A 22575-nucleotide genomic window follows, 5' to 3' on the forward strand; every position below is an offset into this window, starting at 1 on the left:
CCCATGGCCGATGGATTTCCGAACCTGGGCGCCAGCGCCCCCTACAAGGTCACCGAGGCCGATCGCGCGGCGATCGCCGCCGCCATCGACGAGGCCGAGATCGTCGAGCTGGCCCTGACCCTGGGCAACATTCCCGCGCCGTCCGGCAAGGAGCTGGAGGTCGCCAACTACGTCCATGACTGGATGGCGCGCGAGGGCTTCTCGCCGCGCAAGGTCGGGGCGACGCCCGAGCGACCCAATATCATCGGCACGCACGGCGGCAAGGGTGTCGGCAAGAACCTGCTGTTCACCGCCCACCTCGACACCGAGGCTCCGACCTGGAACCCTGACCTGGACGCCTACAAGTACGCGCCCGAGACCCTGGCCAATCCCGAGTGGGAAAAGTGCTGGCTGGAGGACGGCAAGCTGTTTGGCTATCCGATCGCCAACGACCGCGGGCCGATGAGCTGCTTCCTGATCGCGGCCAAGGCGCTGAAGAAGGCCGGTTACGAACTGGCCGGCAAGATGTACCTGACAGCCTGTCCCGGCGAGATCGGTCCCGAACCGATCGAAGAGCATCGGGGCGTCGCCTACATGGGCAAGGACATCGGCGCCCATTACCTTTTCCACCATGGCGGCGTCGCGCCGGACTACGCCATCGCCGCCGAGGGCTGCGATTTCGGCCTGACCTGGGTGGGGTGCGGCTATGCGGTGTTCCGGTTCCAGGTCTGGGGGGAGGGCGTCTTCACGCCACTGCTCGAGCATCCGGCGACGGCGGCCCAGCATCCCAACCCGATCTACAAGATCGGCAAGCTGACCGAGGCCATCCACGCCTGGAGCGGCGAGTACGAAAAGAACAGCCGCTACGACAGCCCTGGCGGCGTGGCCCAACCCAAGTCGCAGATCGCCTCGATCCGGGGCGGCATTCCCTATGCCTTCGGTGCGGGCACCGAGCTGGTCAACCTTTATCTGGAGGTGGGCCTGACGCCCAAGCAGCGTGTCGCCGACGTTCAGCATTCGCTGGAGGCCCTGGTCCGCGAGGCCGGCCTGGGCCGCATCGACATCGAGCCGGTCGTGGTGCGCCATGGCTTCGAGGCCGACGCCGCCGAGGTGGCCCCGCTGGTCGGCGCCGTCGACGTGGCCACCCAGCTGGGTCTCGGCCATCCCGTCGCCCTGGCCAACCGGGTATATTCCAGCATGTGGCGAGACCACAATGTCTTCAACATGCACCGCATCCCGGCCATCACCACCGGCTTCCGCCGCTGGCGGCCGACGCCGAAGGATCTGGTCGACAGCGCCCTCATCTACGCCCTGACAGCCCTGGCGATCTGCGGTCGCGCCGGCCCCGATGAGAGCGTCGCGCGACCGGCGTCGGCGGTCTATCCCGATAACCCGTTCGGAACCGAAGGATGAGCGCCGCGCCCCAATCACACGCGCCCGAGCCGGCCGATTTCCGCAAGGCCATGGGCAGTTTCGCGGCGGGCGTGACCGTGGTCACCACCTGCCACGACGGCCGGCTGGTCGGCACGACGGTCAGCGCCTTCAGTTCTGTGTCGATGGACCCGCCGCTGGTCATGGTCTGCCTCAAGCGCGACAGCCGCACCCTGGCGGCGCTGAGCCAGTCCGGGACCTTCTGCGTCAACATCCTGGCCCGGGAGCAGGGCGACCTGGCCTACCGTTTCGCCAAGAGCGGGGCCGACGACCGCTTCGCCCTCACGGCCGTCGAGGCCGGGATGTGTGGCGCGCCGCTGCTGGACGGCTGTGTCACGGCCATCGAATGCGAACTGCGCGACGCCCACGACGGCGGCGATCACGAGATCCTGGTCGGACGCGTGCTGCGCGTGGTGACCGACGAAACCAAGACGCCGCTTGTCTATGTGCGCGGCGCTTTTCTCAACGCTTAGGGAGGCGGCCGGATGGCCTACGACGTGCTCGACGTGAAGCCCATGACCCGCCGGATCGGCGCGGAGATCTTCGGCGTCGACCTGGGCAAGCCGCTCTCGAACCGTCAGTTCGAAGAGATCCATCAGGCCCTGACCCAGTACCAGGTGATCTTTTTCCGCGACCAGGAGATGTCGCACGACGCCCACAAGGACTTCGGCCGCAAGTTCGGGAACCTGGCCATCCACTCGGGCGTGCCGGGCCTGCCGGACCACCCCGAGATCGTCGCCATCCACGCCGATGCCAATTCCAAGTTCGTGGCCGGCGAGAACTGGCACTCGGACCTGACCTGCGATCCCGAGCCGCCGCTGGGCAGCATCCTCTACATGAAGGTCCTGCCCGACGATGGCGGCGACACCTGCTTCGCCAGCATGTACTGGGCCTATGACACCCTGTCGGACCGGATGAAGGCCTATCTGGAAGGCCTGTCGGCGGTGCACGACGCCAATCCCGTCTACAAGGCGATCTTTCCGGACATCGACCGCAAGTACAATTGCTCCACCCACCCCATCGTGCGCACCCACCCGGTCAGCGGCCGCAAGAGCCTGTTCGTCAATCCGTCCTACACGACCCACATCGCCGGCCTGTCCAAGGCCGAGAGCAACGCGATCCTGAACTTCCTCTACCAGCACGCCAGTAATCCGGACTTTCAGGTGCGCTTCCGCTGGAAGCCGAACTCGGTCGCCTTCTGGGACAACCGCTGCACCTGGCACCAGGCGATCTGGGACTATTTCCCCGACACCCGCACGGGCTATCGGGTGACGGTCGCTGGCGACAAGCCGGTTTGAGAGTTCTTCTGCTGGGCGCGGCCGGCGGCATCGGCTCGGCGATCCGGGAGGGGCTGGCCGGCCGCTACACCCTGATGCGGCTCGCCGACATCGCGCCGCTGTCGGCGCCGGGCCAGGGCGAGGAGACCGTGCGGGTCGACCTGCTGGACCTCGACGGCCTGGCCGCCGCCATGGCCGGGATCGACTGCGTCGTCCACATGGCCGGCGTTCCGGTCGAGCCCGAGACCAACGCGTGGGAGCAGGTGCTGCCGGCCAATATCGTCGGCGTCCACAACCTGTTCGAGGCCGCGCGGCTCGCTGGCATCAAGCGCGTGCTGTTCGCCTCGTCGCATCACGCGGCGGGCTTCCATCGGCGCGAGACGCCGACCGCCGAGACGCTGGTCCCTCGCCCCGACAGCTACTACGGCGTCAGCAAGGTGTTCGGCGAGGCTATGGGCCGGATGTACGCCGACAAGTTCGGCCTGCAGGTGCTGTCCCTGCGCATCGGCGCCTATCGCGAGCGGCCGTCGGACCCGCGCCAACTGGCCGTGTGGATCAGCCCGCGGGACATGGTCGAGCTGGTCCGCTGTGGCGTCGAGGCGCCCGATTTCGGCTATGCGACCGTCTACGGCGTCTCGGCCAACACGCGGACCTTCTGGGACAATTCGGCGGTCGCCTTCCTCGGCTATCAACCCCGCGATAACGCCGAGGCCTGGGCGGCCGAGATCATGGCCGGGCCGCCCGAGGCCCCGGCCGCCGCGCCGTTCCAGGGCGGCGGGTACTGCGCCAAGGGCTTCGTCGGCGATCTCGGGCGCGTCGACTGACTATTCCCGCGTGAAGTCGGCCGGGATCTGCGGATCCGGGCCCGCCTTGCCCCACAGGACGATCTCGTTGCCCCAGGGGTCGCGGAAGGCGTGGTTGTAGCCGTTGAATTCCTTCCAGTAGTGGTTCCGCCACAGGACGCTGGCGCCGAGCTCTTCGGCGGTCCCGAGGATGCGGTCGGCGCTGTCGTCGTCGCTGATCAGCACCCAGACGCGCGGCTTGCGGCCTTCGGTGCTCAGCGCGCGGGGCTCGACGCCTTCGGGTTCCGGATGAGGGCGGGCGTTCGCGGCCTTGAAAATCCCAAGGTGCAGGTTGCCGATCTCGCTGTCGGTCCCGTCGGGCTTCTTGAAGAAGCCGCCCGGCACCATGCGGTGGTAGACGCCCTCTGGGCGGGCGTCGTTCTGCCAGCCGAACACCTTGGCGTAGAAGTCGCCGGCTTCGGACGGGTCATCGGAGGCCAGGTCGACGAAGATCAGGGTGTTGGTCAAGGCTTGCGCTCGCATTTGGGGGTCAGTCGTTGAAGCCGATGGAGAGGCTCAGGGCCTTCCAGGCTTCGATGTCGGCGGCCAGGCCCTGGGCGGCGTAGCCGGCGTACTTCAGGGCGTCCTCGCCCAGCAGCAGGTGCATCGGCGGGGCCTCGACATCGGCGATCGTCAGGATCGCCCGGGCCGCCTTGGCCGGGTCGCCGGGTTCCTGGCCGGCGTGATCGGCCATGATCCGCTCGGCGTCGCGGGCGAGGCCGTCATAGTCGGAGAGCTTGTCGGCCACGATGACCTTGGAGCCCGTGGCGAAGTCCGTGCGCAGCCCGCCGGGCGCGACATTGACGACCAGGATCCCGAGCTCCGCGACTTCCTGGGCCAGGGTCTGGGTCAGGCCTTCCAGCGCCCATTTGCTGGCGCAGTAGACGCCCGTGCCGGCCCAGACGGCCAGGCCCGAGACCGAGGTGATGTTGATGATCCGGCCCGCGCGGCGCGCGCGCATGGCGGGCAGGACGGCCTTCAGGACCGCGAGGGGCCCGAAGACGTTGACCTCGAACTGGGCGCGAACCTCGTCCAGAGACGCCTCTTCGACCGCGCCGACTAGTCCATAGCCGGCGTTGTTGACCAGGACGTCGATGGTCCCGGTCGCGCGTTCGGCCTTGGCGACGGCGGTGGCGATGGCCGCCGTGTCAGTGACGTCCATGACGACGCCGTGCGCGCGCCCGGGCGCGAGGGCTTCGAACGCGGCGACGGCCTCGGGCCTGCGCACAGTGCCGACGACGACGTCGCCCCGCTCCAGGGCGGCGCGGGCGATCTCGCGGCCCAGGCCGCCGGAGACGCCGGTGATCATCCAGGTCTTGGTCATGCCAACTCCACCGAAAGCGGGATCAGTACGGCTTGTCGCCCTTCACCCAAAGGCGGTGCATGGTCCGGATGTACTTGGTGTCGTCGTACAGCGTGCCGGTGTGCAGGGTGCAGCGGTTGTCCCACATCAGCAGGTCGCCGACCCGCCACTTGTGGCGATAGACGAACCGCTCCTCGGTCATGAACTCGACCAACTCGTCCAGTAGCGCCAGACCTGCAGGACCCGGCATGCCGATCACTTCGGTGACGGTGCCGGTCGAGGGCCACAACGCCTTGCGACCATCCGCCGGATGGGTGCGGATCAGCGGGTGTTCGACGTCGGGATTGGCCGCTTCCAGCTCGGGCGACAGGGTCTGCTGTTGGCCGAACTGGCGAGTGGCCATGAAGTGCTTATAGCTGTGGTGCAGCCGAAGACCCTCCAGCAGGGCCTGCTTGTCGGCGGGCAGGGCGTTCCAGGCCGCGCAGCCGTCGGCCAGCAGGGTGTCGGAACCTTCGTCAGGGACCTCGACCGCGTAGAGCATGGTCAGCATGACCGGCTCGGGCTTGTAGCTGTAGTCGGTGTGCCAGCCCACGCCGTCATTGTGGGCGCCGATCGGCTTTCCATCGACAACGCGATTGCTGAGGATGAAGATCTTCGGATAGCCGGGCAGGGTGAAGCGGGTTTGGGTGTGGTCTTCCGGATCGCCGAACCGTCCGATGAACCGCATCAGGTCGTCGGGCGTCATCTTCTGGCCGCGCAGGGCGATGGCGCCATGGCGGTGGAAGGTGTCGACGACCTGGTCCAGGGCCGCGTCGGGGGCGGAGGCCAGGTCGATGCCGGAGATCTCGGCCCCGAAGCCCGGCTTCAGGTCCTTGATGGCGATGTCTGCGGTCGGCGTCATGGCATCCTCCGTGGGGCGATGTGCACGACATGACCCTAGGCGCGGCGAGGGTGGCGGTCTTGTCTCAACGCGCACGACAGCTTTCTTGACGGCGCCGGATGTGATCCTGGATTGGGCGCCAAAGGCGTCTCCGGGGCGCCGAGCGCCTGCAAACCCGGCGTCGCGCCATGGAGGGCGGTTGCTGACCAACTCTTCGTGCGCGCTGAGGCAAGACCGGCTCACGGTGCGGTCCTAGCGTGATGGTCGACTTCCGCCCTTGTAGAGCGCTTCACGATGAGCCCGCGGCCGCCCCTTCTCAGCGATGTCTTCTTCGAAGGCCTGTCACGCTCGATGCGGGACGTCGAGACCGCAGAGACCCTGCCGCCCGCCTGCTATGTCGACGCCGACTTCTACGAGTTCGAGAAGGAGGCGCTGTTCAATCACGAATGGCTGTGCGTGGGCCGCGTCGACTGGGTCAAGGAGCCCGGAGACTTCTTCACGACGCGGATCATCGGCGAGCCGATCATCGTCACGCGCAACCGCGACAACCAGATCAAGGCGATGTCGGCTGTGTGCCAGCACCGGGCCATGCTGGTGGCCGAGGGCAGGGGTAATACGCGCGGCTTCGTGTGTCCCTATCACCACTGGGTCTATTCGCTGAACGGCGACCTGGTGAACGCCCCGGCCATGGAGCGCACCTGCGAGTTCGACAAGAAGGCCATCAAGCTCCCGACCTTCAAGGTCGAGGTCTGGCTGGGTTTCATCTTCATCAACTTCGACGCCGAGGCCCCGCCGCTGGCGCCGCGCCTGACGACCGTCGAGGCGGCGGTGGCCAATTACGACCTTTCGAACGCCGATGGGCTCTCCCCGCCGATGACCGGCCAGTTCGCCTGGAACTGGAAGGTCATGTTCGAGAACAACAACGACGGCTACCACGCCAGCAAGCTGCACCGGGGCCCGCTGCACGACTTCATTCCGAGCGAGCTGTGCAGCTTCCCCGAGGCGGGCGAGGGGGACGCCGGCTTTCTGCGCTACAACGGCACGCTGCACCGAGACGCCAGCTTCAACCCGACGCAGAAGGCGGTGTTGCCGGTGTTCCCGAACCTGACCGACGAGGACCGCAACCGCGCCACCTTCGCCAACATCCCGCCGACGCTGTCGCTGGTGATGACCAGCGACATGGTCATCTACCTGATCCTGCGCCCGACCGGTCCCGAGACCATGGAGCAGGACACGGGAATCCTCGTGGCGCCTGGCGCCACGGAGAGCCCCGGCTTCGAGGAGCGCCTCGAGATGATCATGACCTCGGCCGGCAAGATCATCGCCCAGGACATGCATGTCGACGAACTGGTCCAGCAGGGCCTGCGCTCGCGGTTCGCCATCCGGGGGCGCTACTCCTGGCAGGAGGGGGCGCAGGTGCAGTTCAACCGCTGGCTCACGCCGCGTTACCAGAAGGCCTGGGCCGCCCTGAAAGCCGGCGAGGCGCCCGCCGCCGCCAATACGGAGGCCGCCGCATGAGCCGTCTGCCCGTCATCTTCTTCGGTCACGGCAGCCCGATGATCGCGCTGGAGACCAACGACACCACACGGGCCTGGAAGGCCATGGGGGACGCTGTCGGCAAGCCCAAGGCGATCCTTTGCGTCTCGGCCCACTGGCTGACGCGCGGGGTCGCGGTGACGGCCATGACCAGGCCCCGCACAATCCACGACTTCGGCGCGTCCTTTCCCAAGGCGCTCTTCGATCAGCAGTATCCGGCGCCCGGCTCGCCCGAGCTGGCCGCGCGGGTGCGTGAAATCCTCAGCCCGACGCCGGTGGCGATGGACGAACAGGCCTGGGGCCTGGACCACGGGACTTGGTCGGTCCTGGGCAAGGCGTTCCCGGACGCCGATGTGCCGGTGGTGCAGCTCAGCATGGACGCGAGCAAACCGCCCGCCTGGCATTACGAGATCGGCCAGCGCCTGGCGCCCCTGCGCGACGAGGGCGTGCTGATCGTCGGCACTGGCAACATTGTCCACAATCTGCCGGCCATGGACTGGGGCGACCGGAACTGCGCGCCCTACGACTGGTCGCAGCGCTTCAATGACTACATCAAGACCGCCATCGTCGAGGACGCCCCGCAGCGCGCTGTCGACTTCGAGAGCCAGGGCCAGGACGCCAAGCGCTCCGTGCCGACGCCCGACCACTACTGGCCGCTACTGTACGTGCTGGGCGCGCGCCTGCCCGGCGACGTCCCGACCTTCGCCCCCGACCATATCGAGCACGGCTCGCTGAGCATGACTTCCGTCACGCTCTCCATCCCCCATTTGGCCAGCGCCTGAGGACCGAGACCCGATGCCCTTCATCTGCGAACCCGGCCAGACCCGTCCCGACGTCGTTCCCGGCGCCTTGCACACCCTGAAGGCCACGCCCCAAACGGTGCATTGGGGCTATTTCGATCCTTCGACGCCGCCGTCGCTGCGTATCAAGAGCGGGGACCTGGTCCAGGCCGAGGCGATCACCCACCATGCCGGCGACGCGCCCGAGCTGATGATGGACGAAGGCGTCACGCGGATCTTCAAGGAGATCCCCGAGGACGACCGCAACCCCGGCGTCCACATCATGACGGGGCCCATCTACGTCGAGGACGCCAAGCCTGGCGATGTGCTGGAGGTGCGCTACCTGCGCATGGTTCCGCGCAACAACTACGGCTCCAACCTCGCGGCCAATTGGGGCTATCTCTACAAGGAGTTCGGCGAGAAGGAGCGGGTGACGATCTACGAGCTGGATCCGAACACCAACACCGCCAGCGCGCTCTACGCCTATGACTTCGAGGGCAAGTATCTGATCCCCGGCACGATCACCCATTGTCCCGAGTGCGACCGCCAGCCGGCCCTGGAGGGGATCCGGATTCCGGCCCGGCCGCACCTGGGCACCGCGGGCGTGGCGCCGGCGGTCGACGGCCGCGTCAGCACCATTCCGCCCGGCGAGCACGGCGGCAACATCGACAACTGGCGCATCGGGGCCGGGGCGACGATGTACTATACTGTCCAAGTCGACGGCGGCTTGTTCTCCATCGGCGACCCCCACGTCAGCCAGGGCGATGGCGAGCTGTCGGGCACGGCCATCGAGAGCTCGCTGAACGTCCTGATGCAGATCGTCCTGCGCAAGGACATCCAGACCCCCGGCCCCCTGCTGGAGACGCCAAAGTGGTGGATCGTCCATGGCTTCAATGAAGACCTGAACCTGGCCATGCGCGACGCCTCGACCAAGATGCTGAGCCTGCTCAGCGAGCAGGTCGGGCTGTCGAAGAACGACGCCTATTCGCTGATGAGCGTGGCCGCGGACTTTGGCGTCACCCAGGTCGTCGATGGCACCCAGGGCTGCCACGTCAGGATTCCCCGCGACATCTTCCCCAAGCTCAAGGAATAGGACGATGAAGGCTTGGTCGTTTAGCACCGAAAGCCATCCCCGCGCCGAGCGGGCCGAGGCCTGGCGTGATGCGATGGGACGCCTGGGCCTGCCGATCGAGGGACTGTCGGCCGGCGAGCCGGCCGCGGCTTCGGTGATCTGCCTGACCTCCCCCCTGGGCATCGAGTTCGCCCTGGTCGAAGCCGGCGCCCAGACGATTTCGGGCCGACTTTCGGGGCAGCCCGCCGCCGTGTGGCTGGCGGTTCTGCTGCATGGCGAAGCGACCCTGGTGACCGACGATCTGGCTGTCGGCGTCTCTCCCGGGGACATCGCCTTCGGCCCCACGGGGCAGGCGGCGGCTCTTCGCTTGGACACCCGCTCGCGCCTGCTCTTCGTCCGCGCGCCTCGCGTGGCCCTGGATCACCGCCTGATCAAGCCCTTCAACTTGCGCGTGGGGTGGCTGGAGGGATCAGAGGGCGTGCCGCGCATCCTGTCCGACCTGCTGCGCGGTACGGCCGAGGAACTGGAGAACTTGTCGGTCGATCAGTTGCGACCGGTCGACCTGGCTCTGACGGAATTCTTGGCTCAGTGCTTGCTGGAGCGGGGGGCGGCTGCGTCAGACGCTCTGGATCCTTCGACCCCGACGGCGCATCTGCAGCGCCTCTGCCAAACCATCGAGACCCTGCTGCCGGATCCGGACCTGTCGCTCCGTCGCGTGGCGGACGAGGAGGGCGTCTCGCCACGCTACGTGCAGAAGCTGTTCGCGTCGGCCAACGAAACCTTCAGCCACTATTTGCGCTCGCGTCGTCTGGAGCGGTGCCGGATCGATCTGGCCAGTCCGCAACATGCGCGGCTTTCTATTTCGGAGATCTGCTTTCGCTGGGGCTTCAACGGCTCGGCGCATTTCAGCAGAGCTTTCCGCGAACAGTACGGCCGGTCGCCACGTGAATTCAGGAACGCGTGCGAGGCTGGTGTGTCCAGAGATCTTACGTCCGCACTTGCGCTGAAGCCGGCGTCCGTCGTCCCGAGTTTGAGCGCACTGAACTCATAGCGTGAGAAGCCGCGCCAAGTTGGTCCGCGTCGGTGACCCGGATCAAACAGCGGCCTCGCCCAATGTCGCGTTTCTAGAACGCTCCCTGTGTCGCCAACTGGCGCGACCGAGCTGGAGATACGGACGTTTTGATCTACCGCGCAGGGCTCGCGCGCCAAGAGACATCCTGCCTGAAGATTCTGCGCCGCCACGGGTCGGCTAGCTTCTTGGGGACGCGGACACCCGTTGAGGCGCGAGCCCAGGAGCATGCCGTGGTCACGGACAAAAAGCTCACCGGCCTGACCGATCCCAAAGCCGCGCTGGGAAGCCTTTGCTAGGCGACGCCTAAACCCCGGCTTGCAACGACGGTGCGGCAATCTAAAGCGTTCGACGTCGAAAATGGCAGACCGGTTTTTGGGTGAGCCCGGTCAGCTCAGCGCTCTCAGCGTCGGGCCCAATCTAGCCCCTCGGGCCGCAGACCACGACGGAAGGCGGACGTGCGCCTTCTCGTCGCGCTTCGACCGTTAAACGAAAGATCATTCCGACGGCCAAGCCCTCGTTGCTATGGCGTGAGAGAGAGCGCGTTCTTCGCCGTGCCTCCGGCCTCACTCCCCAAGGGCGCCCCTTCAAAAAGATATCGCAATAAACATTATTGCGCTTGACGTTCGGCGTGGCTGAGGGCAATTGGATATCACGATAACAAATACCGCAATAATCAAATCCGAGGAGCTGACCATGTTTAAGACCGTTCTGCTGTCCAGCGTTCTGGCCCTGACCGCCACGGCGTCGGCCTTCGCCCAGCCCGCCGCGCCGGCTGTGAAGAATGTCGTCCTCGTACACGGGGCCTTCGCCGACGGCGCGGGCTGGCGCGGCGTCTACGACCGGCTCACCGCCGACGGCTACAAGGTGAGCATCGTCCAGAACCCGCTGTCCTCGCTGGCCGACGACGTCGCCGCCACCAACCGCGTGATCGCCCGGCAAGACGGTCCGGTGATCCTGGTCGGCCACTCCTATGGTGGAGCGGTGATCAGCCAGGCTGGCGACAATCCCAAGGTCGCGGGCTTGGTCTATGTCGCGGCCTTCGCGCCGGACGTCGGCCAATCGGTGCTTGACCAGTACGCCGACATCCCGCCGCCGCCCAATTTCCAGCCCCAGGAAACGCCGGACGGATTCGCTTTTCTCAAGGCTGAGAGCTTCCGGGCAGGCTTTGCCGGCGATCTGTCGGAGAAAGACGCGGCCTTCCTGCAGGCCTCGCAAAATCCCGTGGCGATGGCCGCGCTCAGCGCCAAGCTGACGGTCGCGGCCTGGAAGACCAAGCCCAGCTGGGCCGTGGTCGCCACCGAGGACGGTGCGATCGCGCCCGAGCTCCTGCGCAAAACCGCCCGCCGCATCGGCGCCAAGGCGACCGAAGTGAAGGGCAGCCACGTGGTCTTCGTCTCCCAACCCAAGGCGGTGGCGGCGGTGATCGAGGCGGCGGCCCAAGGCGTCTCGGCCAAGTAGGTTTCGCCGCACCTAGTTATTCAGAGCCCCCGCGGCTCGACTTTTGAAGGAAAAGATCATGCGTAAGATTCTGGGCCTGGCCCTGGCCACCGTCTTCATCGGCTCGGCGACGCTCGCCGCGCCGATCCCGCCGCAACCGAGCGTCAAGCGTACGGACCTGCAGCGTCACGACCTGTCGATCCCAGGTCATGAGACCGTGCAGGCGCGCATCGATATCGCGCCGGGCGCGACCGCGCCCTGGCATCGTCATCCCGGCGAGGAGGTCATCTACGTCCTCGAAGGCGTTCTTGAGTACCAGCTCGAAGGCCAAAGCCCGGTGACGCTGCAGCCCGGTCAGGTTCTATTCGTGCCCAAGGGCGTCGCTCACAAGGCGCATAACCCCGGGACGACAAACGGCGCCGAATTGGCGACTTACATCGTCGAGAAGGGCAAGCCCCTGGTCGCGCCCGCGCCGGACGTAGCTCAGCCGAAATAGGCGCCAAGGTCAGACGAGATGCGTTGTCCGCCAACCCAGGGCGGACAACGCATCTTGGCCGAGCTGAGTAAACGACACGCAGGTTTGGCTAAGGCGCCTTTTGTGACCCACGCTTGATGCGCAAGCGCACGGAAAGTCGCAAGGCTGAAGTGTTCGTGATTCAACCCATAAGGAACGTCTCGATGTGGCTTTCCCTGATCGCCTCTCTGCTCGGAATTGCAAACATCGCTAGTTCTGACCGTGAGGCTGCGGTCGTCGAGGCCTGCAGGGCATGGAACCGCCCTGGCAGCGCGCGAGTCCTTCCCGTCCACCGGGTCGCGCCCGACGGTCTGTGCTTCTCAGGGGAGATCAATAGCGCCAGTTCCGCGGCGTTTGTAGACGCCTTGGCGACGCTCGAGCCGGCGACGCCCCTGGTGATCGTGGTCCATTCGAATGGCGGCGAAATCAACGCCGGCATAGCTATGGGTGAAGCGCTTGCGCCGCTAAAGACCACCGTGGTGGCGCAGAGGGTCTGCGCTTCTTCATGCGCCAACTATCTGTTCACCGCCGGCGACCGGCGAGTGATCGACGACGACGCCTTGCTGTTATTCCACGGCGGTGCGCATCCGATCGATGAAGGCGCACTCCGCAAGGCGATCGGCTCGCAAATCCCCGCCGACCAGGTTGAGGCGCAGGTCGCCAATATCCGTGCGGACATCGATAGGCAAATCCGTCGCCAGGACGCCTTTTCCACTATGGCCCGCATCGACGTGAACTTCTTCCGCTGGATGGCTAGCTTCAATGACCTGCCCGAAGACGCCTTCCTGACTTTGTGCCCGACCCGAGACCCAGTGATGATCCTCTATTCCGACCGGCTTCTTGCGATGCATGGCGTCGCGGTGCACGAGAACCGCGGTCCGAACTCTCAGGAAGCCCTGACGGCTAGGGTCGCCGCGTTGGGCCGCGCTGAGCCCGTCTGTTTCATGGAATAAGGAAGTCGCGCGTTTTTCGAGCAGGGGGCTTCCTCTAGGCCGCCCATCTTTCAGCGGTTACCTCGGCGGTCGCTGGGGGAGGGCTCGCCGCGGCGGAGGCTTGGTTTGAACGATCCTGCTGCGATCGTGTCGCAGCACGCGTGTCGATCTTGCCCCGCGCGAGGTTTGCTCTCAAAGTCTCGCACCTGACCTTGTTGCGGATGAGCTTGGCGCGTTCGTACGAGGCCGCTGGAGGGCGCGCCGTGCTGAAACGTCTCATAGCCGGATTGCTTGCGCTGGCGGTTGTCGGATTGGTCGGGTTGGGCGTGTTCGCTTGGCGTCCGGCTATCGGCAAGATCGATCCGCCCGCGCCGTCCAGCTTCGCTCCGGACCTCGTCGCGCGAGGCGAGGCGTTGGCCGGGGCCGGCTATTGCTCGACTTGCCACACCTCGAAAGGGGGACAGCCCTTCGCCGGTGGCTACCCCATGAAGACCGGGTTCGGCACGATCTATTCGACCAACATAACGCCCGATCCCGGCACCGGCATCGGGACCTGGTCGGAGGCGGCCTTCCGTCGGGCGATGCACGAGGGCGTGGCCCGAGACGGGGCGCACCTCCTTCCGGTCTTTCCCTATGATCACTTCACAAAACTCTCGGACGACGACGTGTCGGCGCTCTACGCCTACATGATGACGCGCCCGCCGGTCGTCGCTTCGGCCAAGCGCAACAGCGTGCCGTTCCCGCTGAACATCCGAGCCCTGCAGGCCGGCTGGAAGCTTCTCTTCTTCAAGCCTGGCCGGTTCGAGCCGGACGCGGCCAAGAGCGCCGAATGGAACCGCGGCGCCTATCTGGCCGAGGGCGTCAGCCACTGCGGCGCCTGCCACACGCCGCGCAACGCCTTGGGGGCGGAGAAGCGGGGCAAGGCCTACGCCGGCGCGCTGATCGACGGCTGGGTCGCTCCACCCCTCACCGCCGCCAATCCTTCGCCCGCGCCTTGGGACCAGGCCGAGTTGACCGCCTATCTGCGGACGGGCGTCAGCCGCTATCACGGCGTCGCCGCCGGCCCGATGGCGCCGGTGGTGCATGACGGCCTGATCAAGCTGCCCGGCGCCGATATCCGGGCGCTGGCGATCTATTTCGCCGATGTGGACGGCGCGGCGGGCAGGGGCGGGGCTCTGGCGCCGGCCCTGCGAAGGGCCGCTGTCGCCGATCGCCTGAACGTTGGGCCACAGAACGATCCGGCCGCGCGGCTCTACACCGCCGCCTGCGCCTCGTGCCACTACAACGGCGTTGGCCAGCCCAACCCGCTGCGCCCTGACCTGGCGCTCAATAGCGCCGTCAATCTGGACGACCCGACGAACCTGATCCGCGTGGTGCTTTACGGCGTCAGCGCCAAGGACGGCGCGCCGGGCGTGGTGATGCCTGGCTTCAACCGTTTTAGCGACGCCGAGGTCGCCAGGCTGGCCACCTATCTGCGCGCCACCCGCACGGACAAGCCCGCCTGGCCGAACCTCGAAAAGAAGGTCGCGGCGATCCGCGCGCAGGGAAAGTGAGCCAGCCATGACCCAGTTCACGATCAACGGCCGGGCCGTCTCCATTGACGCCGACGAGGACACGCCGCTGCTGTGGGTGATCCGCGACGACATCGGCCTGACCGGCACCAAGTTCGGCTGCGGGATCGGCATGTGCGGCGCCTGCACCGTCCACGTCGGCGGGCGCGCGACGCGCTCGTGCATCACGCCGCTCAGCGCGGTCGACGGTGCCGAGGTGACGACCATCGAGGGCCTGGACCCCGCGGGGCAGCATCCGGTGCAGAAGGCCTGGCTGGACCTGCAGGCCCCGCAGTGCGGCTACTGCCAGTCGGGCCAGATCATGCAGGCGGCCGCCATGCTCAAGGACTTCCCCACGCCCACGGATCAGGACATCGATGCGACGATGAGCGGTAATCTGTGTCGCTGCATGACCTATGCCCGCATTCGGGCGGCCATCAAGCAAGCCGCAGCGGCCATGGGAGACAAGTCGTGAGCCGCCTCCAGCGGAAGGGCGCGCCAGGCGGCTTCCTATCGCGCCGCAATTTCCTGATCGCGTCGACCGGGGCAGGCCTGGCGTTTGGCTTTTCGGCCTTGGTCGAGGCGGCGATGGACCCGACCGTTCCCGGCGGCGCGCCAACCGCCAGCGCCGGGCCTCGGTTCGAGCCCACCCTGTGGTTCGCCATCGATGGCGACGGGATCGTCACCGTCAACATCATCCGCGCCGAGATGGGTCAGCACGTAGGCACCGCGCTGGCCCGTATTCTCGCCGATGAACTAGACGTCGCCTGGGATAAGGTGCGGATCGTTCACGTCGACTCCGATCCCAAGTGGGGATTGATGGTCACCGGCGGTAGCTGGTCCGTGTGGCAGACCTTCCCGATCTTCAGCCAGGCCGGCGCGGCCGGCCGCATCGCCCTGGTCGAGGCGGGGGCCAAGCTGATGAATGTCTCGCCCGCCGGCGGGACGGCGCGCGGCGGAGTGGTCCATGTGGGCGGCCGGTCGATATCCTATGGCGACATCGTCAAGCGTGGCGGCGTCGCGCGGACGTTCACGCCCGAGGAGCTGGCCAAGCTCCCGATCAAGCCCGCGGCCGAGCGCAAGTTGATCGGCAAGCCGGGAAAGGCCCTGGACATCGCCGCCAAGATCAATGGGACGGCGGTGTACGGCATCGACGCCAAGGTCCCGGGCATGGTTTTCGCCCGACCCAAGCTGCCGCCCACGCGCCACGGGGCCAGGGTCGTGTCGGTCGACGATGGCGCGGCCAAGAAGATCAAGGGCTACCTGCGCTGCCTGACGATCGAGGATCCGTCCGACACCGTGCCGGGTTGGGTCCTGGTGATCGCCGAAAGCTATCCCGCCGCCCTGCGCGCCTCCGAACTGGTCAAGGTGACATGGACCGCCGGCCCGGGCGCCAGCGTGTCGGAGAAGGACCTGCAGGACCACGCCGCCGCCTTGATCGCCAAGCCCGATGTTGGCGCTCTGCTCGACACCAAGACCGCCGACACGGCGCCGGCCTTCCAGGCCGCCAAGTCGGTGCTGGAGCAGACCTACACAACGGCGACCGTGCTGCACTTCCAGCTCGAGCCGCTCAACGCCCTGGCCTTTGAAAAGGACGGGGTGATGGAGATCCACACCGGAAACCAGTGGCAGAGCCTGATCCTGCCGACCTTGGCTAAGGCGCTGGACCGTCCCGAGACCAGCATCGTCATGCGCACCTACATGCTCGGCGGCGGCTTTGGTCGACGGCTGACCGGCGACTACGCGGTGCCGGCCGCGCTGGCGGCCAAGGCGCTGGGCAAGCCGGTCAAGCTGGTCCTGACACGGGAGGACGACGCGCGCTTCGACTCGGTGCGCTCCCCCTCGGTTCAGAAGGTGCGCATGGCCTTCGATGGCGCCGGAAATATCCTGGCCCAGGAGCACCACGCGGCCGCGGGCTGGCCGACGCTAGCCAATGCGCCGGCCTTGATGCCGAAGGGCAAGAACGGCGTGGCCTACGACCCCTTCGCGATCTCGGGCGCCGATCATTGGTACGAGGTCGGGGCCCACAAGGTGCGCGCCATCAATAACGACTTGGCCAACGAGACCTTTCGCCCCGGCTGGCTCCGCTCGGTCGGGCCGGGCTGGACCAACTGGGCGAGCGAGAGCTTCATCGACGAGGCGGCTCACCACTTGAAGACCGACCCCGTGGCCTTGCGGCTGAAGCTGCTGACCGGAGCGGGCGCCAACGCCGGCGGTGACGCCAGCACAAAGGGCGGCGCCAGGCGTCAGGCCGAAGTGGTGCGTCGCGCGGCCGAAGCCGCGGGGTGGGGCCAGCCCCTGCCCAAGGATACGGGGCTGGGCCTGGCCACGAGCTTTGGTCAGGAACGCGACATGCCGACCTGGGTGGCCTGCGTCGCTCGGGTCCATGTCGATCGCGCCAGCGGCGTCGTCACGGTGCGAAAACTGACCATCGTAACCGACGCCGGCACCATCGTTGATCCCGACGGCGCGCGGGCCCAGACCGAGGGGGCGGCGCTATGGGGCCTCAGCATGGCGCTGCACGAGGGGACCCAGTTCGTGAACGGACAGGTCAAGGACGTGAACCTCGACACCTATGCGCCGCTCCGCATCGCCGACACGCCAGAGCTGGACATCCGCTTCGTCGACAGCGTCGAGGTCCCCGTCGGCTTGGGCGAGCCCGCCACCACCGTTGTCGCTCCGGCCATCGCCAACGCCATCTTCCGCGCCGTCGGCGTACGCCTTCGGCATATCCCCATCACTTCCGCCGCCGTGCTCGCGGCCTTGTCGGGCAAGGGCTGACCCCATTCGGCGTTTCCAAGCCACGCGTCGACGCGGCGGGCCGAGACTGGCTACGGAAGCGCCCCATTCCGCGCATTCCAAATCCTTGATTGTAGAGCTCCCCGAGCGACGCCAAAGGCGGCTTCTGGCGCTTCGCTCTCCCCGTGAGGGAGCCTCCACAGCGGTGGCCAATCACGCCTTGACCTTGACATCATGTCAGGCCGCAGACTCTCCCCGGATAGGAGATCCGGATGAACCATCAGCACCACGCGGGCTGTGATCATGCTCAAGGGGCAAGCCCAACGACGGTGAAGGACCCCGTTTGCGGCATGGCCGTGGATCCAATTGGCGCGCGGCATCACGTCGAGCATGGCGGGCGATCCTTCCATTTCTGCGGTGCGAGCTGCAAAGCCAAGTTCGTCGCCAGTCCCACGGTCTACATTTTTGGTAGCGCCCCGAGGTCGGAGGTCGCTGGGCCGGGGGCGATGTGGACCTGTCCCATGCACCCGGAAATTCGTCGGCCGGGCCCCGGGAGTTGTCCGATCTGCGGCATGGCGCTGGAGCCCGAGGCGGCGTCGCTCAACGATGGCCCAAACCCCGAACTGGTGGATTTCACGCGGCGGCTCTGGGTGTCCGGCGTGCTGGCGGTTCCGCTCCTGCTGATTTCGATGGGCGCGGAGATGCTGGGCGTCCATATCGTCAGTCCAGAGGCGTCGCCATGGGCGCAACTGGCCTTGAGCGCTCCGATCGTCCTATGGGCCGGCGCGCCGTTTTTTCAACGTGGCTGGACGTCCGTGCGGACCGGCCATCTCAACATGTTCACCCTCATCGCGCTCGGCGTCGGGGCGGCCTTCGCCTACAGCCTGATCGCTACGCTCTTTCCTGGCCTCATCCCGATGACCGGCCAGGCCCATGGCGGCATGGTTCCTGTCTACTATGAGGCGGCCGGCGTGGTGGTCACGCTGGTGCTGCTAGGCCAGGTTCTGGAGCTGCGCGCCCGCGCCGCCACGGGGCGGGCGATCCGAGCATTGCTCGACCTGACGCCCAAGACCGCGCGCCGGCTCAAGCCCGATGGGACTGAAGAGGAGATCGCCCTGGCCGAGGTTGCCGTCGGCGACCAGATCCGCGTCCGACCCGGTGAGGCGGTCCCGGTCGACGGCGTTGTGGTGGAGGGGCGCTCCACGGTGGACGAGTCGATGCTCACGGGTGAGCCGGCGCCGGTCGGCAAGGCCGCGAGCGCCGTCGTCACCGGCGGAACAGTCAATGGTACGGGCAGCCTGTTGATCGAGGCGCGCGCCGTTGGGGCCGATACGGTGCTGGCTCGGATCGTGCGCATGGTCGCCGACGCTCAACGGAGCCGGGCGCCGGTCCAGGCGACCGCCGACCGCGTCTCGGGCTGGTTCGTGCCGCTCGTCGTGCTGATCGCCTTGGCGACCTTCGTTGTCTGGTGGATCGTCGGGCCCGAGCCCCGCCTTGGCCACGCCCTGCTGAACGCCATTGCCGTCCTGGTCATCGCCTGCCCCTGCGCCTTGGGCCTGGCGACGCCGATGTCGATCATGGTCGGGACCGGGCGAGGCGCGCGCGCCGGCGTGCTGATCAAGACCGCCGAGGCTCTGCAGGCCTTCGAGAACGTCGACACCTTGGTGATCGACAAGACGGGGACCCTGACGGAAGGCCGTCCCAAGCTGGTGGCGATCCAGACCTTTGGCGGGTTCGCGCGAAAGGACGTTCTGGCCTTGGCCGCGGCGGTCGAGGCGCGCTCCGAGCATCCGCTCGCCCACGCGGTCGTCGCGGCGGCCAGTGAACAGGGACTGACCCTCGCGACGGCTACGGATTTCGCCTCGAAGACAGGAGAGGGGGTCACCGCTCGCGTTGGCGATCGCGCGGTGGCCGTAGGCAACGCCGCGCTGATGGAGAGCCTGGGCGTCGATCCTTCACCCGTCGCGAGCGCTGCGGAGGCTCGGCGCGTGGAGGGCGGCGGCGTGATGTTGGTGGCGGTCAATGGCGCGCTCGCCGGCTTGCTTGCGGTGGCCGATCCGGTTCGGCCCTCCGCGAGCCAGGCCATAGCCGACCTGCGCGCCGAAGGCCTGCGCGTCGTCATGCTGTCCGGTGACAACGCCACGACGGCCCAAGCGGTGGCGCTGGCTGTCGGCGGCGTCGATGAGGTGAGAGCCGACCTCAAGCCCGAGGACAAGGCGCGCATCGTCGGCGAGCTTAAGGCGGCCGGAGCGCGCGTCGCCATGGCCGGCGACGGCGTCAACGACGCGCCCGCGCTCGCGGCCGCCGATGTCGGTCTGGCGATGGGCACGGGTTCGGACGTCGCGATCGAAAGCGCTGGCATGACCCTGACCGGCGGCGACCTGTCGGCGGCGGTGCGCGCTCGCCGGCTGGCGCGGGCGACCATGAGCAATATCCGCCAGAACCTGTTCTTCTCGTTCCTATTCAACGGCGTCGGCGTGCCGATCGCCGCTGGCGTGCTCTATCCGGTGGCGGGTATTCTGCTGTCGCCCATGCTGGCCGGCGCGGCCATGGCGCTGTCGTCCTTCATCGTTGTGACCAACGCCCTGCGCCTGAACGGAGCCCGTCTATGAATATTGGCCAGGCCTCGGCCGCCACCGGCGTGTCGCAGCGGATGATCCGCCACTACGAGAAGATCGGCTTGGTTCCGCCGCCGCCGCGCCGCGACAGCGGCTATCGCGACTACGACCAGCCCGACGTGAATCGTCTGCGGTTTATCGCCAACGCGCGCGATCTGGGTTTTCCCATCGAGGAGATCCGGGAGTTGCTATCGTTGTGGGGCGACGCGGGGCGCGCCAGCGCCGAGGTGAAGGCGATGGCGCTGGCGCGAGCCGAGGATCTTCATGCCAAGGCGATGGCGCTGGAAGCCATGCGCGCCGCGCTGCTGGACCTGGCGGAAAGCTGCCACGGCGACGCGCGCCCCGACTGTCCGATCATCGATCGCCTGCAACAGGACAGCCTCCCCCTGGCCTGAACTTGGCGCGCGCATAGGACACCGGAGAGACCTATTGGCCTAACGGCTCACGCCAGAGAACTTCCGAAAAGGTCGATCTTCCGCGGCGCGAGTAACTGACGGTCCGGAGTTCGGAACGGTCCGGGCGTCGGCTTCTGGCGCGCTGCGGACGGCTGAGAAGAGCAGTCATCGAGGTCAGGCCGAGAGTTCTTTGCGGACGATCGCCGCGCCCGCGCTCAGGGCCTCCAGCTTGCCCCTCGCCACGTGACGAGCCAGCGGGGCCATCCCGCAGTTGGTGGAGGGATAGAGCTTGTCGGCGTCCACGAACTGAAGGGCCTTGCGCAGGGTGTCGGCGACGTCCTCGGGCGTCTCGATGGTGTCGGTCGCCACGTCGATGGCCCCCACCATCACCGTCTTGCCCCGAATGAGTTCGATCAGATCCATCGGGACGCGAGAGTTCTGGCACTCCAGCGAGATGATATCGATGCTGGACTGCTTCAGCTTGGGGAAAGCTTCCTCATACTGACGCCACTCCGAACCCAGGGTCTTCTTCCAGTCCGTATTGGCCTTGATGCCGTAGCCGTAGCAGATGTGGACGGCCGTTTGGCATTTGAGCCCTTCCGTCGCCTTCTCCAGGGTCGCGACGCCCCAGTCGTTGACCTCGTCGAAGAAGACGTTGAACGCGGGCTCGTCGAACTGGATGATGTCGACGCCGGCGGCCTCCAGCTCCCTGGCTTCCTGGTTAAGGATCTTGGCGAACTCCCAGGCCAGCTTCTCGCGGCTCCTGTAGTGGTCGTCATAGAGGGTGTCGATCATCGTCATCGGACCGGGCAGGGCCCATTTGATCGGCTGGGTGGTCTGCCGACGGAGGAACTTCGCGTCCTCGACGAAGACCGACTTCGGGCGGCTGACAGCGCCGACGACCGTCGGCACGCTCGCATCATAGCGGTCGCGAATTCTGACGGTCTTGCGCGCCTCGAAGTCGACGCCGGCGAGATGCTCGATGAACGTCGTGACGAAATGCTGGCGCGTCTGCTCGCCGTCGCTGACGATGTCGACGCCGGCCCGCCGCTGATCGTCCAGGGACAGACGCAAAGCGTCCTGTTTGCCCTCGATCAGTTCCTCATTTTGCAGTTTCCAGGGCGACCAGAGCGTCTCGGGCTGGGCTAGCCAGGCGGGTTTGGGCAGGCTGCCGGCGGTCGACGTGGGCAACAGGGTTTTCATGATAGATGACTCTGTACGTTTTGGCTGATCAGGCGGCGAAATCGGCGGAGAACTGTTCGAGGACGGCCCGATACCGCTTGATGAAACGTTCCTCGGCGAACTTGCCCTGCTCAAGGGCCAGTCGGCTCCGTTCTTCCCGATCGTAGACAATCCGAGTCAGCGAATAGTCCTGACACTTCAGGCTCGGCTGATACTGTTCGGTCGCCGGGGAGTTGGCGTTATAGATCTCGGGGCGATAGATCTTCTGGAACGTCTCCATCGTGCTGATCGTGCTGAACAGCTCAAGATCTGTGTAGTCGCCGGTCAGGTCGCCGATATGGTAGAAGGCCAGAGGAGCCATGCTGTTTCTGGGCATGAAGTAGCGAACCTTCATTCCCATTTTCGCGAAATACTGATCGGTCGAAGAGCGCTCGTCGTTCTCATATTCAATCCCCAGCACGGGGTGCTCAGCGCCGGTCCGATAGTAGGTCTTGCTACTCGACACGCTCAGGCAGATGACGGGCGGCTTGCTGAAATTATCCCGATAGGCGTCTGAACTCAGGAAGCGCTTGAACAGGTTTCCATGCAGGTCGCCGAAGCCCTCCGGAGCGCCGGAATTCGGGTGGCGCTTCATGTGCTCCGGGAGAAGCACGCTGAAGTCATAATCGCGGACGTACGAAGAGAAGTTATTCCCCACGATGCCGTCGATGCGCTCGCCGGTCTGTTTGTCGAGAATGGTCGTCTGAAGGATTTCGATCAGCGGGAAGGCGTCGCCGCCCGCTTCGGGAGAAGCATTCATCTCGACGGAGATGATCTTGAGTTCGACCGCGTAACGATCCCCCTTGGGATTGTCCCGATGCGCCAGGGAATTGAAACGATTGTCGATCATCCTGAGGGTATTGCGCAGGTTTTCCTGCCGGTTCTCCCCTCTGGCCAAGTTGGCGAAGTTGGTCGTGATCCGCGTGTTCTCGGCGGGACGATAGTCCTCATCGAGCGCAGTGCTCTTGATGGTGAATGCAAATTCGCTCTTGAGCATG

21 protein-coding genes are annotated in these 22575 nt (G+C 66.5%); 16 read left to right on the forward strand and 5 right to left on the reverse strand.

All coding sequences use genetic code 11. From position 1 onward, the window contains the following. The first annotated feature begins 3 nt into the window (after nucleotides 1-3). The 4 genes from CSEG_RS09000 to CSEG_RS09015 are packed head-to-tail and all read left to right on the forward strand — an operon-like array spanning nucleotide 4 to nucleotide 3511. Nucleotides 4-1392 (forward strand): zinc-binding metallopeptidase family protein, encoded by a 1389-nt coding sequence (locus tag CSEG_RS09000; RefSeq protein WP_013078923.1) that lies wholly within the window; start codon nucleotides 4-6, stop codon nucleotides 1390-1392. After that, a complete protein-coding gene (locus CSEG_RS09005; RefSeq protein WP_013078924.1) occupies nucleotides 1389-1883 on the forward strand; it encodes a flavin reductase family protein in 495 nt (164 codons plus the stop codon). Before CSEG_RS09000 ends, CSEG_RS09005 begins: the two co-directional genes overlap by 4 nt. A 12-nt stretch (nucleotides 1884-1895) precedes the next feature. Next, nucleotides 1896-2708 (forward strand): TauD/TfdA dioxygenase family protein, encoded by an 813-nt coding sequence (locus CSEG_RS09010; RefSeq protein ID WP_013078925.1) that lies wholly within the window; start codon nucleotides 1896-1898, stop codon nucleotides 2706-2708. Beyond that, a complete protein-coding gene (locus tag CSEG_RS09015; protein WP_013078926.1) occupies nucleotides 2705-3511 on the forward strand; it encodes an NAD-dependent epimerase/dehydratase family protein in 807 nt (268 codons plus the stop codon). The genes CSEG_RS09010 and CSEG_RS09015 overlap by 4 nt, the downstream gene beginning before the upstream one ends. Here the strand turns inward: CSEG_RS09015 and CSEG_RS09020 are convergent, their stop codons facing one another. The 3 genes from CSEG_RS09020 to CSEG_RS09030 are packed head-to-tail and all read right to left on the reverse strand — an operon-like array spanning nucleotide 3512 to nucleotide 5733. Further along, on the reverse strand, nucleotides 3512-3997 hold the full coding sequence (locus CSEG_RS09020) for a VOC family protein (RefSeq protein ID WP_041538254.1): 486 nt from the start codon (nucleotides 3995-3997) through the stop codon (nucleotides 3512-3514). It lies immediately after the preceding gene. 22 nt (nucleotides 3998-4019) lie between these two features. Beyond that, complete coding sequence (locus CSEG_RS09025) at nucleotides 4020-4853, reverse strand: oxidoreductase (protein ID WP_013078928.1); 834 nt, start codon at nucleotides 4851-4853, stop codon at nucleotides 4020-4022. 22 nt (nucleotides 4854-4875) lie between these two features. After that, a complete protein-coding gene (locus CSEG_RS09030) occupies nucleotides 4876-5733 on the reverse strand; it encodes a TauD/TfdA dioxygenase family protein (RefSeq protein ID WP_013078929.1) in 858 nt (285 codons plus the stop codon). 273 nt (nucleotides 5734-6006) lie between these two features. Between CSEG_RS09030 and CSEG_RS09035 the strand changes: the two genes are divergently transcribed. The 12 genes from CSEG_RS09035 to cueR all read left to right on the forward strand — a co-directional run bounded on the left by CSEG_RS09035 (nucleotide 6007) and on the right by cueR (nucleotide 20356). Further along, complete coding sequence (locus tag CSEG_RS09035) at nucleotides 6007-7230, forward strand: aromatic ring-hydroxylating oxygenase subunit alpha (RefSeq protein WP_013078930.1); 1224 nt, start codon at nucleotides 6007-6009, stop codon at nucleotides 7228-7230. Continuing rightward, complete coding sequence (ygiD, locus tag CSEG_RS09040; RefSeq protein WP_013078931.1) at nucleotides 7227-8030, forward strand: 4,5-DOPA-extradiol-dioxygenase; 804 nt, start codon at nucleotides 7227-7229, stop codon at nucleotides 8028-8030. The genes CSEG_RS09035 and ygiD overlap by 4 nt, the downstream gene beginning before the upstream one ends. Before the next feature lie 13 nt (nucleotides 8031-8043). Beyond that, nucleotides 8044-9120: an acetamidase/formamidase family protein gene (locus tag CSEG_RS09045; RefSeq protein WP_013078932.1), complete on the forward strand. Its 1077-nt coding sequence runs from the start codon at nucleotides 8044-8046 to the stop codon at nucleotides 9118-9120. A gap of 4 nt (nucleotides 9121-9124) precedes the next feature. Continuing rightward, complete coding sequence (locus CSEG_RS09050; protein WP_013078933.1) at nucleotides 9125-10150, forward strand: helix-turn-helix domain-containing protein; 1026 nt, start codon at nucleotides 9125-9127, stop codon at nucleotides 10148-10150. Between the two features lie 714 nt (nucleotides 10151-10864). Further along, the gene (locus CSEG_RS09060) at nucleotides 10865-11629 is read left to right on the forward strand and encodes an alpha/beta fold hydrolase (protein WP_013078934.1); all 765 of its coding nucleotides are present in this window, start codon (nucleotides 10865-10867) and stop codon (nucleotides 11627-11629) included. Nucleotides 11630-11687: 58 nt separating this feature from the next. Further along, entirely contained in the window at nucleotides 11688-12104 is a 417-nt protein-coding gene (locus CSEG_RS09065) for a cupin domain-containing protein (protein WP_013078935.1), read from the forward strand. Nucleotides 12105-12220: 116 nt separating this feature from the next. Then, nucleotides 12221-13075, forward strand: a complete 855-nt coding sequence (locus CSEG_RS09070; protein WP_013078936.1) for an ATP-dependent Clp protease proteolytic subunit — start codon at nucleotides 12221-12223, stop codon at nucleotides 13073-13075. 242 nt (nucleotides 13076-13317) lie between these two features. After that, a complete protein-coding gene (locus CSEG_RS09075) occupies nucleotides 13318-14607 on the forward strand; it encodes a cytochrome c (protein WP_013078937.1) in 1290 nt (429 codons plus the stop codon). 7 nt (nucleotides 14608-14614) lie between these two features. Continuing rightward, the gene (locus CSEG_RS09080; RefSeq protein WP_013078938.1) at nucleotides 14615-15079 is read left to right on the forward strand and encodes a (2Fe-2S)-binding protein; all 465 of its coding nucleotides are present in this window, start codon (nucleotides 14615-14617) and stop codon (nucleotides 15077-15079) included. Then, nucleotides 15076-17385, forward strand: coding sequence for a xanthine dehydrogenase family protein molybdopterin-binding subunit (locus CSEG_RS09085; RefSeq protein WP_013078939.1), 2310 nt, complete (start codon nucleotides 15076-15078; stop codon nucleotides 17383-17385). The genes CSEG_RS09080 and CSEG_RS09085 overlap by 4 nt, the downstream gene beginning before the upstream one ends. A gap of 230 nt (nucleotides 17386-17615) precedes the next feature. Next, complete coding sequence (locus CSEG_RS09090; protein WP_013078940.1) at nucleotides 17616-19955, forward strand: heavy metal translocating P-type ATPase; 2340 nt, start codon at nucleotides 17616-17618, stop codon at nucleotides 19953-19955. Then, the gene (gene cueR / locus CSEG_RS09095) at nucleotides 19952-20356 is read left to right on the forward strand and encodes a Cu(I)-responsive transcriptional regulator (RefSeq protein ID WP_013078941.1); all 405 of its coding nucleotides are present in this window, start codon (nucleotides 19952-19954) and stop codon (nucleotides 20354-20356) included. The genes CSEG_RS09090 and cueR overlap by 4 nt, the downstream gene beginning before the upstream one ends. Before the next feature lie 174 nt (nucleotides 20357-20530). Here cueR and CSEG_RS09100 read toward each other — a convergent pair whose 3' ends face one another. Together CSEG_RS09100 and CSEG_RS09105 are read right to left on the reverse strand one after the other, a co-directional pair. Continuing rightward, nucleotides 20531-21559, reverse strand: coding sequence for a methionine synthase (locus tag CSEG_RS09100; RefSeq protein WP_013078942.1), 1029 nt, complete (start codon nucleotides 21557-21559; stop codon nucleotides 20531-20533). Nucleotides 21560-21587: 28 nt separating this feature from the next. Next, nucleotides 21588-22574 (reverse strand): DUF1852 domain-containing protein, encoded by a 987-nt coding sequence (locus CSEG_RS09105; RefSeq protein WP_013078943.1) that lies wholly within the window; start codon nucleotides 22572-22574, stop codon nucleotides 21588-21590. Between the last annotated feature and the right edge of the window lies 1 nt (nucleotide 22575).

This window comes from Caulobacter segnis ATCC 21756 (genome assembly GCF_000092285.1).
GTDB classification, from domain to species: Bacteria; Pseudomonadota; Alphaproteobacteria; order Caulobacterales; family Caulobacteraceae; genus Caulobacter; species Caulobacter segnis.

Excerpts from the sequence above, each read along its gene's own strand:
- CSEG_RS09000 (WP_013078923.1), top strand. The coding sequence starts at position 4 with ATGGCCGATGGATTTCCGAACCTGGGCGCCAGCGCCCCCTACAAGGTC.
- CSEG_RS09005 (WP_013078924.1), top strand. The coding sequence starts at position 1,389 with ATGAGCGCCGCGCCCCAATCACACGCGCCCGAGCCGGCCGATTTCCGC.
- CSEG_RS09010 (WP_013078925.1), top strand. The coding sequence starts at position 1,896 with ATGGCCTACGACGTGCTCGACGTGAAGCCCATGACCCGCCGGATCGGC.
- CSEG_RS09025 (WP_013078928.1), bottom strand. The coding sequence starts at position 4,853 with ATGACCAAGACCTGGATGATCACCGGCGTCTCCGGCGGCCTGGGCCGC.
- CSEG_RS09030 (WP_013078929.1), bottom strand. The coding sequence starts at position 5,733 with ATGACGCCGACCGCAGACATCGCCATCAAGGACCTGAAGCCGGGCTTC.
- CSEG_RS09035 (WP_013078930.1), top strand. The coding sequence starts at position 6,007 with ATGAGCCCGCGGCCGCCCCTTCTCAGCGATGTCTTCTTCGAAGGCCTG.
- ygiD (WP_013078931.1), top strand. The coding sequence starts at position 7,227 with ATGAGCCGTCTGCCCGTCATCTTCTTCGGTCACGGCAGCCCGATGATC.
- CSEG_RS09045 (WP_013078932.1), top strand. The coding sequence starts at position 8,044 with ATGCCCTTCATCTGCGAACCCGGCCAGACCCGTCCCGACGTCGTTCCC.
- CSEG_RS09050 (WP_013078933.1), top strand. The coding sequence starts at position 9,125 with ATGAAGGCTTGGTCGTTTAGCACCGAAAGCCATCCCCGCGCCGAGCGG.
- CSEG_RS09060 (WP_013078934.1), top strand. The coding sequence starts at position 10,865 with ATGTTTAAGACCGTTCTGCTGTCCAGCGTTCTGGCCCTGACCGCCACG.
- CSEG_RS09065 (WP_013078935.1), top strand. The coding sequence starts at position 11,688 with ATGCGTAAGATTCTGGGCCTGGCCCTGGCCACCGTCTTCATCGGCTCG.
- CSEG_RS09070 (WP_013078936.1), top strand. The coding sequence starts at position 12,221 with ATGCGCAAGCGCACGGAAAGTCGCAAGGCTGAAGTGTTCGTGATTCAA.
- CSEG_RS09080 (WP_013078938.1), top strand. The coding sequence starts at position 14,615 with ATGACCCAGTTCACGATCAACGGCCGGGCCGTCTCCATTGACGCCGAC.
- CSEG_RS09090 (WP_013078940.1), top strand. The coding sequence starts at position 17,616 with ATGAACCATCAGCACCACGCGGGCTGTGATCATGCTCAAGGGGCAAGC.
- cueR (WP_013078941.1), top strand. The coding sequence starts at position 19,952 with ATGAATATTGGCCAGGCCTCGGCCGCCACCGGCGTGTCGCAGCGGATG.
- CSEG_RS09100 (WP_013078942.1), bottom strand. The coding sequence starts at position 21,559 with ATGAAAACCCTGTTGCCCACGTCGACCGCCGGCAGCCTGCCCAAACCC.
- CSEG_RS09105 (WP_013078943.1), bottom strand. The coding sequence starts at position 22,574 with ATGCTCAAGAGCGAATTTGCATTCACCATCAAGAGCACTGCGCTCGAT.